The sequence below is a fragment of the Paenibacillus agilis genome (assembly GCF_007786455.1).
GTDB classification, from domain to species: domain Bacteria; phylum Bacillota; class Bacilli; order Paenibacillales; family Paenibacillaceae; genus Paenibacillus_B; species Paenibacillus_B agilis.
Genome location: NZ_VNJK01000004.1, coordinates 105596 through 121668 on the forward strand (window position 1 = coordinate 105596; position 16073 = coordinate 121668).

The 16073-nt window shown below is 44.7% G+C and carries 13 protein-coding genes and 1 riboswitch; of the genes, 10 read left to right on the forward strand and 3 right to left on the reverse strand.

Annotated elements, in window-relative coordinates; translation table 11 throughout:
* Positions 1–12: 12 nt before the first annotated feature.
* The 3 genes from FPZ44_RS21805 (at position 13) to dnaI (ending at position 3312) form a co-directional block, all read left to right on the forward strand.
* A complete protein-coding gene (locus FPZ44_RS21805; RefSeq protein WP_144993914.1) occupies positions 13–555 on the forward strand; it encodes a flavodoxin family protein in 543 nt (180 codons plus the stop codon).
* 127 nt (positions 556–682) lie between these two features.
* Positions 683–2248, forward strand: coding sequence for a DnaD domain protein (locus FPZ44_RS21810; protein ID WP_144993916.1), 1566 nt, complete (start codon positions 683–685; stop codon positions 2246–2248).
* Positions 2249–2331: 83 nt separating this feature from the next.
* On the forward strand, positions 2332–3312 hold the full coding sequence (gene dnaI, locus FPZ44_RS21815) for a primosomal protein DnaI (protein WP_144993918.1): 981 nt from the start codon (positions 2332–2334) through the stop codon (positions 3310–3312).
* A gap of 244 nt (positions 3313–3556) precedes the next feature.
* Here dnaI and FPZ44_RS21820 read toward each other — a convergent pair whose 3' ends face one another.
* Positions 3557–3706, reverse strand: coding sequence for a YqzM family protein (locus FPZ44_RS21820; RefSeq protein ID WP_144993920.1), 150 nt, complete (start codon positions 3704–3706; stop codon positions 3557–3559).
* 244 nt (positions 3707–3950) lie between these two features.
* Between FPZ44_RS21820 and trxA the strand changes: the two genes are divergently transcribed.
* Both trxA and uvrC read left to right on the forward strand, forming a co-directional pair.
* Positions 3951–4271: a thioredoxin gene (trxA, locus tag FPZ44_RS21825; RefSeq protein ID WP_144993922.1), complete on the forward strand. Its 321-nt coding sequence runs from the start codon at positions 3951–3953 to the stop codon at positions 4269–4271.
* 183 nt (positions 4272–4454) lie between these two features.
* The gene (uvrC, locus tag FPZ44_RS21830) at positions 4455–6683 is read left to right on the forward strand and encodes an excinuclease ABC subunit UvrC (RefSeq protein WP_144993924.1); all 2229 of its coding nucleotides are present in this window, start codon (positions 4455–4457) and stop codon (positions 6681–6683) included.
* 66 nt (positions 6684–6749) lie between these two features.
* Here the strand turns inward: uvrC and FPZ44_RS21835 are convergent, their stop codons facing one another.
* On the reverse strand, positions 6750–8492 hold the full coding sequence (locus FPZ44_RS21835; RefSeq protein WP_144993926.1) for a CPBP family intramembrane glutamic endopeptidase: 1743 nt from the start codon (positions 8490–8492) through the stop codon (positions 6750–6752).
* Between the two features lie 264 nt (positions 8493–8756).
* Positions 8757–8915, forward strand: a riboswitch (cyclic di-AMP (ydaO/yuaA leader).
* A gap of 63 nt (positions 8916–8978) precedes the next feature.
* Here FPZ44_RS21835 and FPZ44_RS21840 point away from each other — a divergent pair.
* Complete coding sequence (locus tag FPZ44_RS21840; RefSeq protein ID WP_144993928.1) at positions 8979–10337, forward strand: TrkH family potassium uptake protein; 1359 nt, start codon at positions 8979–8981, stop codon at positions 10335–10337.
* A gap of 120 nt (positions 10338–10457) precedes the next feature.
* Positions 10458–11123 carry a potassium channel family protein gene (locus FPZ44_RS21845; protein WP_144993930.1) on the forward strand — a complete coding sequence of 222 codons (666 nt, stop codon included), beginning with the start codon at positions 10458–10460 and terminating at the stop codon, positions 11121–11123.
* A 108-nt stretch (positions 11124–11231) separates the two neighbouring features.
* Here FPZ44_RS21845 and FPZ44_RS21850 read toward each other — a convergent pair whose 3' ends face one another.
* On the reverse strand, positions 11232–12149 hold the full coding sequence (locus FPZ44_RS21850; protein ID WP_144993932.1) for a LysR family transcriptional regulator: 918 nt from the start codon (positions 12147–12149) through the stop codon (positions 11232–11234).
* A 344-nt stretch (positions 12150–12493) separates the two neighbouring features.
* On the opposite strand from FPZ44_RS21850, the gene FPZ44_RS21855 reads away from it, so the two are divergent.
* From FPZ44_RS21855 to sdhB, 3 genes are read left to right on the forward strand one after another with little or no spacing between them, the layout of a single operon-like run.
* Positions 12494–13168 (forward strand): succinate dehydrogenase cytochrome b558 subunit, encoded by a 675-nt coding sequence (locus tag FPZ44_RS21855; protein WP_144993934.1) that lies wholly within the window; start codon positions 12494–12496, stop codon positions 13166–13168.
* Positions 13169–13185: 17 nt separating this feature from the next.
* Positions 13186–14943, forward strand: coding sequence for a succinate dehydrogenase flavoprotein subunit (gene sdhA / locus FPZ44_RS21860; protein ID WP_144993936.1), 1758 nt, complete (start codon positions 13186–13188; stop codon positions 14941–14943).
* Between the two features lie 2 nt (positions 14944–14945).
* A complete protein-coding gene (gene sdhB, locus FPZ44_RS21865) occupies positions 14946–15710 on the forward strand; it encodes a succinate dehydrogenase iron-sulfur subunit (RefSeq protein WP_144993938.1) in 765 nt (254 codons plus the stop codon).
* Positions 15711–16073 lie beyond the last annotated feature (363 nt).

Consider the following 16073-nt stretch of genomic DNA (forward strand, 5'->3'; position numbering starts at 1 on the left):
AGGGAAAATACGATGTTTATTATTCAAGGCAGTGCTCGCGAACGAGGGAATACGGAGCAGTTGACTGAGCTTCTCACAGAAGGCTTGGATGTCACCACTATCCGATTGCGCGAATATGAGATTGAGCAAATTGTAGATAAGCGTCATGCGCCAGAAGGATTTGAGCCAATTGAGGGCGAGCTGCGTACAATCGTAGAGCAGATGCTGGAACATGATACGCTTGTATTTGCTACACCGTTATATTGGTACGGCATGTCTGGATCGATGAAAGTGTTCATTGATCGGTGGTCACAATGTTTGCGTGATGAGCAGCTTCAATTTAAGGAGCGGATGAAAGGCAAAAAAGTTTACCTTGTTGTCGTTGGTGGACCGAATGCGAAAATGACAGGGTTGGCGTTCGTGCAGCAGTTCCGACATATTTGTGAGTTTATGGGGATGTCGTTCGAAGGATGGATTATCGGGCGCGGTTCTAAGCCTGGTGATGTGCTGGAAGATAAGCAAACCATTGCGGAAGTTCAGCAGCTTAATTTACAATTCCGTCAACTGCAAAGTTAATTAGACAGCAGTAGACAACAATAGTGTCCATTCGTCTCTTACCACCATTTTGTCAGACGAATGGACTTTTTTTATGTTACAATAGTTGCACTAGAGAAATGAGTACGGAAGGAGAGGTGTACTGCCAATGCGAATGAACAATCTACATCACTTTACAGAGCATCATCGTTATGTTGCTTATCGGGAATTCAGTCTTAGTCAGCTCGATCAACGTATGCTCTCACAAGTGTATCAGCCGATAATAGGGGCATTTGCTATTGGTTTGTATCACTTCTTGTATCAGCATATCGCCGCGGATAAGGTCGGATTCTCTGCGATGGATTCGCAACGTAAGCTGTTCTTGTTGCTAGGAATTGAGCCTAGTGAAAAAGGAAGAGCTTATTTTATTGAACAGACAACGAAGCTGGAGGCAGTTGGGCTATTGCAAACATCCCGACTTATGTTCCAGGATTCTGAAGATTACATGTTCGAATATGCGCTGCAGTCTCCGTTGTCACCTGATGAATTTTTCAGTACTCAGCATTTAACGTTGCTGCTTCGTGATAAGGTAGGCAAGTATACGGTGTTATCCTTGCGAGAACAGTTTATAACAGATGAGCCATTTGCTCAGCTTCAAGCAGAAGCGCATCGAGAAAATATATCGGTGCCTTTCTATGAAATGTTCCGCTTGAACACGCATGTAATTGATTATGAGTTGGAGCAGGCGTTGCATGAAGTAGCTCCAAGCCGGAGAGGGGCGTCACAAGATTCTGCACAAGAAGAACCAGTACTGAATTACGCAGATATCATTACGCGCTTCCCGAAATACTCATATAATCGCCCTTATGTGGAGAAGCTGCGCTTGGATCGTGAGGGGATGGGTATTCTAGATTATATCGCCCGCAAGTTCGAGCTTACTCCCGTAGAAATTTGTCGTTTGCTTGATGAAGACGGCGTGTTTAATACGGAAGGGCGTTTGGTCCTTGATGAACTTCAGCATCGTGCACATCTGCAATTCCGTCAGACGAAGCGCCGTGGCGAATGGCGTGAGCGTGAGCAGCAGAAGATAGAGCAAGTGCAGAAGGAGCAACAAGGTCAACGTTCAGCTACTAATGAGAATTATTCGTCAGATCGAGCTGCTGCTCAGATACAAGAGGAAGTCGCTGTCGAGATGGAGTTCTATGTAGAAGTAGCACCGCAATGTAAGGATAAGTGTGATGTTCATCAATACAATATGATGCTTCGCAACGCTCCTTATACGAAGTTGCTGGAGAAGTACTTCCCTGGGGCAGTGCCAGATACATTTCTTGATATGTTTACAAAAATAGATTTGAATTACAAGCTGCCTGACGAAGTCATCAATGTGTTGATTCATTATATTATGATGTTGACGGCTAATGAAGGAACGCAGCGCATTAGCGGCGCATTCGTTGAGCGTATCGCATCCAATATGCTTGTCAAACAAGTTCAAACGTATGAACAGGCAGTTCAATATATTAGATCGCAATCAGCGGTGACGACGGAAGTGGCTAACCGTACAGGACAAGCTGGAACGAAGCCACGTGCCGCAGGTGGAAGAGGCAATTCCCGTTATGGGAAGCAGCAGCGTCCAGCAATCCCGGTCGTGCAGCCTTCTAATGAATCCGTTGCTTGGTCCCAATCTGACCGTGATCGAGCATTGGAATTGGCTCGTCGATTGGATGAAAATAGTTGACGGTTCATGAACATAAGGTGCTAAGCTGCTAGGCATCGCGAGCAGTGTACAACCTTGATGTTAAGAACGTAGAGGTGAACAATATGGAATCACTAGGCAGTGTGTTGAAGAAACTACCGCTTTCGCATCGGCGTCAGCAAGCAGAGGCAAAAATTGAAGAGCTGTTGCACCACCCAGTCGTTCAGGAGTGGTGGAAGCAGCATCCTGACATTGACCAGCGTACGATGAGAATGAACATTAATAAGCTGTATCAGTATGTTAAGGAACATGATGGCTGCAGCAATTGTCCGAGTTTAGAGGAATGCCGCAATGACTTGCCAGGGCATTTTACGAAGCTTTCTGCTTCTACGCTTAATGGGCGGGTCATTATTGATGACCGCAAAGTACCATGCCAAAGACAAGCAGTCTACGATCGTCAAAAGGCTGTACGGAAACGTGTCCGTTCGTTCTTTGTTGATGAGACAGCTTTGAAACAAGGGTATTCAGCAGCTGAGATGATAACGATCGACTATGAGCGTGGACCTGCTGTTCAACAAGTGATGGACTACGTCATGCAAGTGAAAGAGCATGGACTATCATCACGTGGATTGTATTTGTCAGGTTCCTTCGGTACGGGGAAGACATTCCTAATGGGATATATGCTGCATAAGTTAGCACAGGAGAATCATACAGGCGTTATCGTATATATGCCTGACTTCGTGGAAGATTTGAAGTCCATGTTCCAAGAACCGCAAAGACTTCGTGAAACCATCGAAATGATGAAAGAAACAGATTTGCTCGTATTTGACGATATTGGTGCGGAAAATATGACCCCATGGGTACGTGACCATGTGCTTGGCTCGATTTTGAATTATCGAATGAACAATAAGCCGACGTTCTTTACCTCGAATTACAATTTTGATGCTTTGCTGAAGCATTTTAGCTATACGCGTGAAGGTGAAGATATTCATAAGGCAGAGCGGTTAATGGATCGGATTAGACCGTACGTAGATGTTGTACAAGTTAGTGGCAAGAACAAGCGTGGCGGCAGCGGCGATAGCTCGGACACAAACCACTATATATAATTGGAACGATGCGAATAGCGGCGGACTAGGAATGCAAGACAGCAAAGCAACTTGCACTTCAATGTTTGCTCTTGTACTCGTTAAATGGAAACAAAGTGAACTTGTACCAGTACACATGAGCTGGACATGATGGAGCATAATAGGATATAGACAACAAAGAAGTCCGAGCTGATCGAGTAGATAGCCGGACTTCTTGCGTACTTAGGTAATTGATTTAGGTATTACGGATAACGTCGAATGAAGGTTAAGATATGATGAACTTAATAATGACCATGCCAAAAAAGACGACGGCCATAAAGCCAAACATGACATTGAAGCCCATAAATGTATCAGAGAAGTCATTGCGTGGTTCTTCGTTCACATGCTCACGAGGATCTACTGTACTCGCTTTCATCGACGTTCCTCCTAACTGCATAGTTCAGCTGCTGTGACATAGGTCATGATCTGAACAGGTATTTTAATCCAATTATTGTTTAGTATAGCGAACACACTAGGCAGCTGTAAAGTTTAACCTTGTCAACTTTGTGACAATTTCCGAACAAATCAACATCTAGGTTGCGCATAACTTTTCGAGTTGTGGTATACTTTACATGTATAAGGTGATAATCTGTTATTTACTATAAAGGAGGAAGTTACTTATGGCTATCGTAAACGTATCTGATCAGTCTTTTTCAGCAGACGTAGAAAATAAGCAAGGTGTAGTATTACTTGATTTCTGGGCTCCTTGGTGCGGTCCTTGTAAAATGCTTGCTCCTATTCTTGAAGAGCTTGATGCTGAAGTAAGCGACAGCGCAGTTGTTGCTAAAATCAACGTGGATGAGAACCCTGAATCTGCATCCCGTTTTGGTGTAATGAGCATCCCGACTATTATCGTCTTCAAAGACGGTCAACCTGTTGATAAAGTAGTTGGTCTTAACTCCAAAGATGCACTTAAAGGTCTTATTGAGAAGCACAAATAAGAGCTGATTTAAAAAGGTAGCCCCTTAATTCCGCAATCGTGGCGGATTGAGGGGTTATTTTTATATATTCTTACCCAAATATTTCGAGTGCAAAGGATTTTGTTTGTTAAGGTCTATCGTTTAAAATAGAAAAGAGAATTATACGTTGCAACGCTGTTTGGGAAGTGGAGAGGAGGGAACGGATTGAGTCAGCATCATTCGAATGATCAACCTGCGAAAGAAGACAAGTCCGCAGCTAACTGGCGATCAGAACGCTGGAAGGAGCGCTGGAACGATCGCTATGCCCCTTCAGAGGAACAGGCTTTAACAGCTGAAGATGTAGCAGAGCGTGAGCAAGCGTTAGGGCGAATTCATAACAAATTGGCTTTACTGCCGGATTTGCCGGGTTGTTATTTGATGAAGAATAATGATGGAACGATTATATATGTGGGAAAAGCTAAAGTGCTGAAAAATCGAGTTCGTTCCTACTTTTCGGGAAGTCATGACGGCAAGACCCAGCGTCTCGTATCGGAAATACGAGATTTTGAATATATCGTTACGGGAAGCAATATGGAAGCACTCATTCTGGAGTGCAACTTAATTAAGAAGCATCATCCGCGATACAATGTATTGCTAAAGGATGATAAGAGCTTTCCTTATCTTAAGATTACGAATGAGCGCCATCCAAGGTTGGAAGTAACAAGACGTGTTCTGAAGGATAAGGCCAAATATTTTGGTCCGTATCCAAATGCCTATGCGGCGCACCAAACGAAAAAGCTGCTTGATCGCTTGTATCCATTACGAAAGTGCAGCGGCACAGAGGGTCGAGCGTGTTTGTATTACCATATCGGGCAGTGTATAGGCCCATGTGCAAGAGAGGTGTCGCCGGAAGAGTATGAAGCAGTGACGTTGAAGATTACGCAATTTTTGAGCGGTGGCCAAGAAGAAGTGAGGAAGGAATTGCAGCGCAAGATGAGTGAGGCTGCAGAAGAGCTGAACTTTGAGCGTGCCAAGGAGTACCGTGATCAATTGCAAGCGATCGAGGCAATTAATGAGAAGCAGACAATTAATTCGGCGGATCTAAAAGATAGAGACGTATTTGGATTTGCGATCGATAAAGGCTGGATGAGCGTACAAATTCTATATATTCGTCAAGGCAAAATGGTGGAGCGGCACACAACTACGTTCCCATTTTACGGAGACGCGTATGGTGACTTTATGTCCTTCATCACGCAGTATTATAGTGATAATCCTGCGCTGCCTAAGGAAATTTTGCTGCCGCAAGCTAACAGCAGTGAGTGGTCTGTGGAAGAGGAGGAATCGATGGCACAATCCGCTCCTCGTATCGTAGATCCTCATGCGAAAGCTTTGACACGGCCTTTATTCTGGTCTGAGGAGCAACTATTGGCTGCGGATGAGGAAGATGAAGGGCTCGAAGCGGATGCAGTTGCTCCTTCTGATTCTGTGGATATGGCTGCCGGTGACAAACGAGTAATGGATGACAACGATTCGGAGAAAGCTTCACGCGAAGAGGACGAGCAAATATCAAGTGCAGAAGCGCTTCAGCAATGGTTGAATGTAAAAGTGCGTTTACCGCAGCGTGGTCTTAAAAAGCAGATGGTACGAATGGCTATTGATAATGCTCGTGTCACACTAGAAGAGAAGTTTAAACTGCTGGAGCGTGATGAAGAGCGCACGTCTCGTGCTGCGGAGCGTCTAGGAGAAGCGTTGGGAATCGGAAATGCACAGCGTATCGAGGCGTTCGATAACTCCAATATTCAAGGGGCGGATCCTGTATCTGCAATGGTGTGCTTTATCGATGGCAAGCCAGCCAAGAAAGAGTACCGAAAGTTCAAGGTCCGTACGGTTGAAGGACCCGATGATTATGAAACGATGCGCGAGGTCATTCGTCGTCGCTATGAGCGTGTATTGAAGGAAGGGTTGGAACTGCCAGATCTCATTATTGTGGACGGCGGTAAAGGGCAGATGTCGGTTGCCTTGGACGTGTTGGAAAATGAGCTTGGCTTGGACGTGCCTGTATGCGGGTTGGTCAAAGATGAGAAGCATAAGACGGCTCAACTGCTGACAGGCTTCCCGCCAGTACCTGTATCGCTTGCGCGCGATAGCCAGGAGTTTTATTTGCTGCATCGCATTCAGGAGGAAGTTCACCGCTTTGCGATTACATTTCACCGTGAGAGCCGGGCAAAGTCGATGGTAACATCAACATTGGATTCCATTCCTGGCATCGGGGAAAAGCGCCGCAAAATGCTGCTGAAGCATTTCGGCTCCTTAAAGAAAATTCGCGAAGCATCAGTAGAAGAGTTCCGTCAAGTTGGAATAGGCGATAAATTAGCCCGTACGATTTTGTCATCGTTACGGGAGGAACAAGCAGAGGTTGAACAGGTGTCAGACTCTGGGGAAGCTGAAGAGTAAATCCACAATAATAGGCTCCCAACAGTCCGACTTAATGTCTGGCTGAAGGGAGCCTGTTTGTTATAGCTATGAGGGGGGATGCTGCTGATAGGCCATTTTCGGTGAATGCTTCCGATTGCTGTGCAAATAGCGAATCCCGTACACAACCGTTAAAGGGAACAGTATATAGGCAGCACCAATCAGGATATCTGTCCAATTTGTACCGAATAGGAATCCGATGGCCATCAACACCGTGTCAAACATTAAATGAGCCACTACGGCAGTCCAGAAGCCATGTTTCAGCATCATCCATACAAATAACATACCGATAATCATTAGCTCTACTGGCCTAGAATAGAACGGGTAGATCGGATACATGACATGCCCAGCCGCCCAAACGAACGTTGGTATAAGGCTTGCGATCCACACATTGCGAATAAAACGATGGAAGAGACCGATGGCGAACAACCTGAAAAATCCCTCTTCTGAAATAGCAGCAACCCATGCTAATAGCGGAAACCATACAGGTGCATAAAGATTAAGTGGTGAGCTAAGCGCTTCTGTAGACACCCATGTATTCAACCCTTTTTGCATAATACTAAAAATAAGGGTTTGTGCTCCTAGCAGTATTCCTGTCCAGCCAATGCCTTTCCAAAATGCTTGGACGAGATGTTCGCCAAAGCTGTCATCGCTCCAGCCAGGCATAATGGCACTGAACTTCGTTTGCCGCCACATCCAGCGTCCGGCTATAAGAGAGAAGTAGAGGGCAAATCCAGCCTGTATAAGCGTAATAACTGCTTGGACAATAATAGCCGTTTGTAGATTTTTCTCTGGTAATATCTGATGCTCGGATACCATAAAGTAGCCTTCAGTCATGTTCCACACATGAGCAATCGAAATGAAACAGGAAATGACAGTTAGCAAAATTAAAGTTCGTGATCGGAACACGATTTGTTTACGGTAAAGAATCGTCATAACGATGGAAGCTATGGAAAGCAGCAAGGACATTCCGACGTATACAAAGTTGTGAATGCGCTCTGCGCTTGCTTGTTGTTGTGCCATCAAGTTGCTGTAGGATGCTGGGATTTGCCAATTAGGCAGCATTTGTGTCAATGAACGACCGTCCCACTCCAGCTGAAGCTCCAGTCTGGCTTCACCGACAGCCGCACGCGGTACTTCATAATGAACAGAGCTTTCACCTTCTGAGCGGCCATCCTCTAATGCTAGCGGCACTCGCTTTACTTGTTCCGTTGACCAGCCGAATAGGCGCAATATATGATCAGACTGTTTCCATCGATCATTCGGTTCAGTTCGATTGTCTTGAGATGTTGTGCTGCCGTTGGATTCCGTTTGAAAACCTACGACTTGCCCTGTTCTCATATGTATATCTACTTTTGTTAACCGTTCATAAGGGGAAGAAGATAGCAATGGTTGCTTGTCTGCGCTCTCGAGAACAAGCACACGATAAACGTCATAAGGGGCTTTTTTCTCCCAAGAACGATAGGTATTTTCTGTGCCGGAGTGGCTAATATAACCTGAAAGATCATCATTTGTATCATAATAAGCTTCGATTCGTTTTGTCGTCGCTACTTTTTCAGGGGGGGCGATAGACGCAGCTATTTCAGGCTGGAGTAAAAAAGCTTCCGCTCGTTGTATTGCCTGCTGCTCTGTAATCATTTTTTCTGAGGCTGTATCATTTGCTACAAAATTGGGCCAAATGATCTGGAAAATTACAAAGCATAAGAAACCGAGTATGGATAACGCAATCCATATTGCTGATGGTTTACATGTCTTGGAAGTGTGATAATGGTTTGACGACGAGATGGACAATTTCAGTCCTCCTTTATAACGACTATGTATTATGCTTGCAGTTACATATTGCGCAGCATGACTTACTTAGTTGGACGTCCTCGTTTCCAACCAGATTAGCCGATTAGAAATAGCTACGTCAAGCAAACGCGCGCGCGGATGAACCACGGAGAGAAAACAAGGATTTGTAAGCGCTTAATGATGGCGTTTTCCGCTGTTTTACTATGTTTTTGCACGAATGGTGACTTTGTGCGAGAGACATGAAAGATATATAATCTCGTTATGAGCGATATAGAGCCGAGTTTCATCATTGATGAAAGCGGGGGACCCGATTAGTAGGGGTGAATTTTGCGAAACGATTGTAATGGTCGCTATCGTGAATAGGGCAGCCTGGACGTGCCCGAATCCGTCAGCTAACCTCGTAGGCGAATGGCGTCAGGATTCCGCAAGCATTGGGGTATCCCGTGCTTTTTTTGTGATGTTTTTTAACGTAAAGAGGTGATTCTCATGAGAGATCCCAACAAAAAACGACGTTGGCGGTTAACGCCTCCGAGAGTGCTTGTATGCGGGTTTGCTTTTATTATTTTATTAGGTGCGCTCCTGCTTATGCTTCCGATATCGAATGCGGATGGTAAGTCCTTAAGCTTTATTGACGCGCTATTCACAGCGACTTCAGCCGCGTGTGTAACCGGTCTTGTCGTAGTGGATACAGGTACTCATTTTACGATGTTTGGCCAGATCGTTCTGTTGACGCTCATTCAATTAGGTGGTCTTGGCTTTATGACAATGGCGACGATGTTTGCCATCGCGTTTCGGAAAAAAATATCACTGCGTGAGCGGCTTATTCTTCAAGAAGCGATGAATCAGGGCACCATGGAAGGGATTGTCCGATTAATTCGCAAAGTTATAGGATATGCACTCGTCATAGAAGGTGCAGCCGCGTTATTGTTCTTTGTACGTTTTTCTTATGACATGCCAATTGGACAAGCTGTTTATTATGGTATTTTCCATGCAATTTCCTTATTTAACAATGCGGGCTTCGATTTGTTCGGGCCGATTACTGGACCGTTTTCGAGCTTAACCAGTTATGTAGGTGACCCGATCGTTAACTTGGTAGCGATGTTCTTAATCATATCCGGGGGTATCGGATTTATCGTACTATCTGAATTGTATGATTATCGACGTACACGTAGACTGTCTTTGCACAGTAAAGTCGTGTTGTCGACGACAGGCTTCCTGATCGTAGTTGGTGCTGTCGTCATCTTTATTTTTGAGTTTACGAATACGAAGACGATGGCCAATATGCCTTTGATGGATAAAATTTGGGCGTCCTTCTTCCAGTCGGTTTCACCGCGTACAGCAGGGGCGAACAGCTTAAATATCCCTGATATGCGACAAGCATCTCAGTTCTTTATCGTCATCCTGATGTTTATCGGTGCATCTCCAGGTTCCACCGGGGGCGGTATTAAGACGACGACCTTCTCGATTCTAATAGGTGCTGTGCTGGCTATGACTCGCGGCAAAGAAGATATCGTAATGTTCAAATACCGTCTTGCTAAAGATCGTATATTCAAAGCGGTTACGTTAACTTTGCTTGCACTTGGACTTGTATTATCCGTATCGATGATTCTGTCGACGACAGAAGATCAGGAGTTTCTCGCGATATTATTTGAAGCGACGTCTGCTTTCGGTACAGTAGGCTTGTCTATGGGCGTTACACCAGAGCTGTCTGCGTTCGGTAAGGTGCTCATCAGTCTGACGATGTTTGCAGGGAGATTAGGGCCGCTCACGTTGGCGTATGCTCTAGGGCCGAAGTCGGAACGTGAATTGTACCGACATCCGGAAGGTAAAATAACGATAGGCTAATGAAGAAATGGGTTAACGTATTTAATACGACCAATATAGATGTTTAGGATTGTTTACAACTTAGAACAGACTTAGAAAAGATTAAAGCAAGCTTTAATGGATGAGGAGAAATTATACACTATGGAAGTTCAACAATTTGCTGTTATCGGAATGGGACGCTTCGGCTCCAGTTTGGCTCGTGAGTTAATGGAGCTTGGTCATCAAGTGCTCGGTATTGATAAAAGTGAAGAGGCAATCGAAGAAATCGTTGATGATATTACCCATGCGGTTGTTGCTGATGCAACGGATGAAGAAGTACTTCGCTCACTCGGAATTCGCAACTTCGACTGCGTTATTATCGGCATAGGTGATAACATTCAGACAAGCATTTTGGTAAGTATTCAAGTAAAAGAACTGGGTGTGAAGAAGGTTGTCTGCAAGGCGCTGTCTGAGCTTCACGGCAGGGTGCTTGAGCGGCTAGGTGTGGATCGTATTGTTTATCCAGAGCGGGACATGGGTATTCGGATGGCGCACCATCTGGTTTCACCAAACTTGGTTGATTATATAGAGTTGTCCAAAGATTACACAATAGCAGAATTGAGTGTACCCCAATGCTTGGACGGTGTTAGTCTAAAGGCACTCGATTCTCGAGGACGTTTCGGCTGCAGTATTGTTGCTTTGAACAAGCCAAACGGTGACGTTATCATCGCTCCGACAGCAGATGATGTACTGGCTGCTAATGATGTAATGGTTATGATTGGTAAAAATAGGCAAATTGAAGAATTTGAAGAAGATATGATGTATTAATATTATCGTTTACGAAGGTGCACGTGTATTATATGAGACGAGAACCGCTTCTTAAATAAGGAAGCGGTTCTTTTTTATTGAGAAGTAGCGAAAGGGAAATCGTATCGTTCAAGAAGAAGCTAAATCGTCCATATTCCATGATTCGGAGCGGTGGGCTGCCTCCGACATAAAGAGGCGAAGTGCTTCACCTAGCGGCGCTTGCTCTGCGTAAACAAGTGAGGTTACTCGCTCTGTATGTTTCAGCTCCTCCATATCGACAGCAATCAAGTTGTTGTCCTCCAGCGATGCCCTGCGCAAATAGGATTTGGGCAGCAAAGCAACAGCTTGTGTTGTAGACAGTAATCGAATAATTGCTTCAAATGAGTCGATCTCCATACGAATGTCTGGCATAATACGATGTTTGCGGAATAGGTCATCAATCAACTTGCGGTACCAAGTTCCATGGGAGAATAGAACCATCGGGAGTGCATTTAGGTGGGTCATTTTCCATTGTTCCAGTGGAGCCATATCATGTGTGCGCGGGACGACAAGCATCAGATGGTCAGACAACAATGGTATAGATACGAGTCCTTGTTCCTTAATGGCATCCGCAACTAAGCCGAAGTCTACTTGCTTCTCTCTTACATACGAAATAATTTCATGCGTCTTGCCGGTGACAGCTTTTAATTGGGCATCGGGACATTGCTGCATAAACACCTCGACGAATAAAGGCAGCGTCGTCTGAAGTGTCGTGAGGCTCGCTCCGATTGTTACGGTGGATAGTCCTTCTGATTTATAAGCAGCAATCGACTTCAAAAAGTTTAGTTGTCTGCTGCGGATGTCGAGTGCAAATTCATAGGTCATTTGACCGACCTTTGTCAGCTCTAGTCGCTTGCCTTGTCGATTGAAGAGCTGTACATCTAGTTCTTGCTCCAATCTCCCGATTTGGCGAGAAAGGGCAGGCTGTGAAATATTGAGCCGTTTAGCTGCTTGGTTCAAGCTGGTGTGGTCTACGACTGTGGCAAATGTCTCTAGCAAATCTAACATGGAACGTTTCCTCCTGTGATCAATGATCTTGTTTCTATATTTGAAAAAACAGTAGGATTCCTTCTTTAGTCATACCCTTATGCATATAGGTTATTAAAATTATAAAAACATTGCAATTCCATTATAAGAGTAGAAGGAGTATGATGGAAGTGTCACAAGTTGTTCACAAGTATAAAAAAGCCGTAAGCGCTTGCAGAAAAGCAGTCTATTTGTCGAATTAGCGGGTAATAAGGAGTATGGATGGTTGTGACAAATTATTGACGCTTTCGACAACGACTAGTAAAATGAGGATGCCAATCTACCAAAAACTACATGCACGCAACGGAAAGGGGAAACGACAGAGAATGAAACGAGGTTATTTTTACTCTCGAAAGTTACACTCGTTACTAGGAGTTATACCATTGGGCTTCTTTATGATTACGCACATGGTCTCTAACTTCTCTGCATTCGAAGGCGGGCTTGATTCTTTTCAGGACAAAGTAGCACTTATTAACGGATTGCCGTTAGTGCTTGTCTTAGAAATATTCGGAATCTGGCTGCCACTCTTATACCATGGGGTGTACGGATTGTACATTGCTTATACAGCACGCAACAACGTAGGCAATTTCAATTACGGCCGTAACTTTGCATTTTTAATGCAGCGTATAACCGGAGTTATTACATTTATCTTCGTAACTTGGCATGTTTATGAAACGCGTGTTCAAATTGCACTTGGCAACTTGCGTTCTGAAGACCTAGGAACTCATATGAACAGTATTTTTGCGAATCCGTTCATGTTGGCGTTCTATGTTGTCGGTGCTGTTGCAGCGTCGTATCACTTCGCGAACGGTTTGTGGGCATTTTTTGTAAGCTGGGGTATCACTGTAGGTCCTCGCTCGCAAAAAGTATTCTCCAAAATTTGCATGGGCTTGTTTGTAATTATGTCTGTGTTGTTCGTGTTGGCGATCGTCGGCATGCGTCAAGAAGAGTTCGAAGCGGCAAGCGCGTTCCTCGCGTCTGCTAAATCGGTTATTGGTTAAGGGAGGAGCAACTCGCGATGGCTAAACAGAATATTATCGTCGTAGGCGGCGGTCTAGCTGGCTTGATGGCGACCGTTAAAGCAGCAGAGGCAGGCGTGCATGTTGATCTGTTCTCTTTGGTACCTGTTAAACGTTCTCACTCTGTGTGTGCGCAAGGCGGCATTAACGGAGCTGTAAATACAAAAGGTGAAGGCGACTCCCCTTGGGAGCACTTCGATGATTCAATATACGGCGGAGATTTTCTAGCGAATCAACCGCCAGTTAAAGCAATGTGTGATGCGGCACCAGGTATTATTCACTTGATGGACCGTATGGGCGTTATGTTTAACCGTACGCCTGAAGGTTTGCTTGATTTCCGTCGTTTCGGTGGTACGAAGCACCATCGTACGGCATTTGCAGGCGCAACAACGGGACAACAGCTGTTGTATGCTTTGGATGAGCAAGCTCGTCGTTGGGAAGCTGCAGGACTCGTATCTAAGTACGAGCATCATGAGTTCTTATCGGCTGTTATTGATGATGATGGCGTATGTCGTGGTATTTCCGTGCAAGATTTGCACACGATGGAGACACTTACATTCAGAGCAGATGCAGTTATTCTTGCTACAGGTGGTCCTGGTATCATCTTCGGTAAGACGACGAACTCTGTTATTAACACGGGAACAGCAGCAGCTGCTGTATACCAACAAGGCGTTAAGTACGCAAATGGTGAGTTTATTCAAATTCACCCAACGGCAATTCCAGGAGACGATAAGCTTCGTCTTATGTCTGAGTCTGCTCGTGGTGAAGGCGGTCGTATTTGGACATATAAAGACGGTAAGCCTTGGTACTTCCTTGAAGAGAAGTATCCAGCATACGGAAACCTTGTTCCGCGCGATATCGCGACTCGTGAAATTTTCCATGTGTGCGTTGATATGAAGCTTGGCATCAACGGCGAGAACATGGTCTATTTGGACTTGTCCCATAAAGATCCAAAAGAGTTGGATGTTAAGCTCGGCGGTATTATTGAAATTTACGAGAAATTCATGGGTGATGACCCTCGTAAAATTCCGATGAAAATCTTCCCTGGCGTTCACTACTCTATGGGTGGTATGTGGGTAGATTACAACCAAATGACGAACATTCCAGGTTTGTTCGCTGCTGGTGAGTGTGAGTACCAGTATCACGGTGCTAACCGACTTGGTGCGAACTCCTTGTTGTCCGCAATCTACGGTGGTATGGTTGCAGGACCTAAGGCAGTTGAATATGTACGCGGCTTGTCTAAGTCTGCGGAAGACATTTCTTCTACCGTATTTGATCGTGAGAAGAATAAGCAATCCGACAAATACGAGAAGCTGCTTAAAATGGACGGCAAAGAAAATGCGTATGTACTTCACAAAGAGCTTGGCGAATGGATGACGAACAATATGACGGTTGTTCGTTATAACGATAAATTGCAAGAAACGATTAACAAGATCAAAGAGCTGAAGAGCCGCTATGCTAATATCAACATTCATGATACGGCTCGTTGGAACAATCCGGGCGTGGCGTTTACTCGTCAGTTGTGGAACATGCTTGAGCTTGGAGAAGCGATGACGCTGAGTGCTTTGCTTCGCGATGAAAGCCGTGGCGCTCACTACAAGCCAGACTTCCCAGAGCGTGATGATGAGCGATTCCTCAAAACTTCCATTGCTTCATGGGCAGCAGATGGTCCTGTCATTAGCTATGAAGAAGTAGATACATCCTTGTTGAAGCCGCGTAAACGTGACTATTCGACGGACAAGAAGAAAGGGGAATAACGATGGCGGAATCGATGACAGCTACAAAAAAAGTTAAGTTTGTTGTGACGCGCCAAGATGCTCCGGAAGCAAAGCCATATACGGAAGAGTTCGAAATTCCTTACCGTCCGAATATGAACGTCATTAGCGCGCTGATGGAAATTCAAAGAAACCCTGTTGATCATACAGGCAAAGGAACTGCTCCTGTCTGTTGGGAATCGAACTGTTTGGAAGAAGTGTGCGGTGCTTGCTCGATGGTCATTAACGGCAAGCCTCGCCAAGCGTGTACAGCGCTTGTTGATAAGCTAGAGCAGCCAATTAGACTTGAGCCTATGCGAACGTTCCCTGTTGTTCGTGACTTGGTTATTGATCGCAAGCGTATGTTCAACTCTTTGAAGAAAGTCAAAGCTTGGATTCCGATCGATGGAACATACGACCTTGGACCAGGTCCGCGTATGGCTGAGCCGAAGCGTCAATGGGCATATGAATTGTCTAAATGTATGACATGCGGTGTCTGCTTGGAAGCTTGTCCGAACGTAAATGACAAGACGAGCTTTATTGGCCCAGCTCCAATCTCTCAGGTTCGTTTGTTCAATGCTCATCCAACAGGTGAAATGAACAAAGATGAGCGCTTAGAGACATTGTTGGATGATGGTGGTATTGAGGGCTGTGGTAACTCACAGAACTGTGTACGTGCATGTCCGAAGGGTATTCCACTTACAACATCTATTGCAGAAATGAACCGAGATACAACTAAACTTATGTTTAAGAACTGGTTCAAAGTATAATCATACAACGAGCACTCCCTTGCGACTTAACATTTTTATTACGCAAGGGAGTGTGTTTTTTATACGAATGTGACGATTGGTAGCAGGAATATTAGATATTTTGTCAAATATATTGAAGGAAGCAAAAAATGTAATAAAGCGTTTACAAAATTTTCTCGAGATCGTAACTTTTTACCTCACAGTGAGTAATACATTGTATACTACACATGAAAAGACATCCTCGTCTAAAAGTAAAAGCGTGCTAACTTTATCCAGATAAAGAAAAAAATGTGGCTTTTGGAGTTAACGATTAGAACGTTCCTACCGATATACAAATTATTCCGTGCAAAGATGACAGTGCTTACTAGTGTAAGGAAAGACATA

What these genes read in the sequence shown, in the direction of transcription:
- FPZ44_RS21845 (WP_144993930.1), top strand. Translation starts at nt 10,458, where the DNA reads ATGGAAGTTCAACAATTTGCTGTTATCGGAATGGGACGCTTCGGCTCC.
- sdhA (WP_144993936.1), top strand. Translation starts at nt 13,186, where the DNA reads ATGGCTAAACAGAATATTATCGTCGTAGGCGGCGGTCTAGCTGGCTTG.
- FPZ44_RS21840 (WP_144993928.1), top strand. Translation starts at nt 8,979, where the DNA reads ATGAGAGATCCCAACAAAAAACGACGTTGGCGGTTAACGCCTCCGAGA.
- FPZ44_RS21855 (WP_144993934.1), top strand. Translation starts at nt 12,494, where the DNA reads ATGAAACGAGGTTATTTTTACTCTCGAAAGTTACACTCGTTACTAGGA.
- FPZ44_RS21850 (WP_144993932.1), bottom strand. Translation starts at nt 12,149, where the DNA reads ATGTTAGATTTGCTAGAGACATTTGCCACAGTCGTAGACCACACCAGC.
- dnaI (WP_144993918.1), top strand. Translation starts at nt 2,332, where the DNA reads ATGGAATCACTAGGCAGTGTGTTGAAGAAACTACCGCTTTCGCATCGG.
- FPZ44_RS21805 (WP_144993914.1), top strand. Translation starts at nt 13, where the DNA reads ATGTTTATTATTCAAGGCAGTGCTCGCGAACGAGGGAATACGGAGCAG.
- FPZ44_RS21820 (WP_144993920.1), bottom strand. Translation starts at nt 3,706, where the DNA reads ATGAAAGCGAGTACAGTAGATCCTCGTGAGCATGTGAACGAAGAACCA.
- trxA (WP_144993922.1), top strand. Translation starts at nt 3,951, where the DNA reads ATGGCTATCGTAAACGTATCTGATCAGTCTTTTTCAGCAGACGTAGAA.
- sdhB (WP_144993938.1), top strand. Translation starts at nt 14,946, where the DNA reads ATGGCGGAATCGATGACAGCTACAAAAAAAGTTAAGTTTGTTGTGACG.
- FPZ44_RS21810 (WP_144993916.1), top strand. Translation starts at nt 683, where the DNA reads ATGCGAATGAACAATCTACATCACTTTACAGAGCATCATCGTTATGTT.